This window comes from Anaerolineae bacterium (assembly GCA_014360855.1).
Taxonomy (GTDB): domain Bacteria; phylum Chloroflexota; class Anaerolineae; order JACIWP01; family JACIWP01; genus JACIWP01.
In genome coordinates this window covers 1-1834 of sequence record JACIWP010000405.1, presented here as the reverse complement: position 1 = coordinate 1834, position 1834 = coordinate 1, and the positions used below count along the sequence as shown (strand labels likewise).

Annotated in this window: 2 protein-coding genes; one reads left to right on the top strand and one right to left on the bottom strand. The window is 65.5% G+C overall.

Going from position 1 to position 1834, the window contains the following annotated elements:
• The first annotated feature begins 68 nt into the window (after positions 1-68).
• Positions 69-1370 carry a glycosyltransferase gene (locus tag H5T60_14530; protein ID MBC7243647.1) on the top strand — a complete coding sequence of 434 codons (1302 nt, stop codon included), beginning with the start codon at positions 69-71 and terminating at the stop codon, positions 1368-1370.
• A gap of 16 nt (positions 1371-1386) precedes the next feature.
• On the opposite strand, the gene H5T60_14525 is transcribed toward H5T60_14530, so the two are convergent.
• Positions 1387-1834: DUF4446 family protein (locus tag H5T60_14525; protein MBC7243646.1), on the bottom strand; the 448-nt coding region annotated here is incomplete at its 5' end.

Sequence of the window (1834 nt, the reverse complement as noted above, 5' to 3'; positions counted from 1 at the left end):
AGCGTATCTCGCCGCCGGCCGTCTCCTCCTGGCCAACTGTCACGGTTCAGCTACCCCTATACAATGAAATGTACGTGGCAGAGCGGATCCTGCGGGCGGTCACGCGCTTGCGGTACCCGCGTGAGAAACTGCATATCCAGGTGCTGGATGATTCCACCGATGAGACCCGCTTTCTGTTGGAGCGGGCGGTGGCGCGCTACCGCCAGGCCGGCTTCGACATGGACCTCATCCGCCGGCCGGAGCGCCGGGGGTTCAAGGCCGGCGCACTGCAGTACGGCCTTGCGCTGGCCAAAGGGGAGTTCATCGCCATTTTCGACGCCGATTTCGTCCCGCCGGCGGATTTCCTCCTCCGCACAATACCCTATTTCACCCAGGAACCGCGCCTGGGGTTTGTGCAGGCGCGCTGGGGGCATTTGAACGCCGAGCATTCCACGCTGACGCGCGCCCAATCCATCGGCCTGGACGGCCATTTTATCGTGGAGCAGACTGGCCGCCAGCGCGGGGGCCTGTTCATGTCCTTCAACGGCACGGCCGGCGTCTGGCGGCGCTCCTGCATCATTGAAAGCGGGGGCTGGCAGGCGGACACGTTGTGCGAGGACCTGGACCTGAGTTACCGGGCGCAGATCGCCGGCTGGCACTGCCTGTACCTGCCAGAGCTAGAGGCCCCTGCAGAGATCCCGCCCCAAATGGCCGCCCTCAAGCGTCAGCAGGCACGCTGGGCGCACGGCTCCGTACAATGCCTGATGAAGCTGTGGCGGCCGGTGCTGGCCAGCCGGAGGCCCCTGTCGGTGCGACTGCTGGGGCTGGTACACCTGGGCGCCTACCTGGCGCATCCGATGAGCCTGCTACTGCTGTTGTGTCTAGTGCCCCTGCTGGTCTGGGACGGGGGGATCCATCTGAAGCTAGCTTTTCTGAACGTGGTGAGCTTTGGGCCGCCCCTGGTATATCTCATCGGACAACAGCAGTTATACCGGGATTGGCCGCGCCGGCTGGCCTATTTCCCGTTCCTTTTCCTGCTGGGCACCGGGTTGAGCTGGAGCAACAGCGTGGCCATCGCCAGGACGGTGCTCCGCCGGCCCATGCCGTTCCAGCGCACGCCGAAGTTCCGGCTCACATCCTCCGCCGCCGGCTGGGAGCGCAAGCGCTATGTCCTGCACTGGCAGTGGGGCAATTTGGGCGAGGTACTGCTGATGGCATACGCCGGCGCAGGGATGGTCTTCGCCGCGCAGCGCGGGGCCTTCTATGTCATCCCTTTCCTGGCGCTGTACTTCCTGGGCTTCGGCTACGTGGCCTTTTACGACCTGTGGCGGCAGTGGCGGGCGTCGCGCATCCAGCGCCGGCCGGCCTCCCCACGCCATTTACCGGTGTGAGGCTCTCCGCCGAGCGTCAGTGACGCTGTAGGAAGGCGCGGGCGATGGCTTCTTTCTCCTCGTCGGTGAGGTTGTGTTCCGATTCCCAGCCCCGCAGGGGCTTGGCGTAGACCCGCTGGCTCTGCCGGCCGGCGAGGCCGGTCAGCACCACACCGTTGCCGTGTCCATCCACCAGGGCGATGGAGAAGCTCTGCTGGCCGCTGATGTCCGGATAGGCATCGAAGCGCACGATGCCAAGGTGCTGGAGGGACAGCTTGGCGGCCTTTTCCAACTGGCGCGAGACGCGGGTCAACTGCTCCACCTGCTCGGCGGTGACCCGGGCTTGTTGAAGGTATTCGTCGAGGATTTCCTCCAGCGGCCGGCCTTCGCGACCGCGCATCAGCTCCAGATAGCGGCCTAACAGCCGGCTGACGCGCGCCTGCATCGTCACCAGCCAGAGCAGGAGGATGATGAGCAGGCCGGCG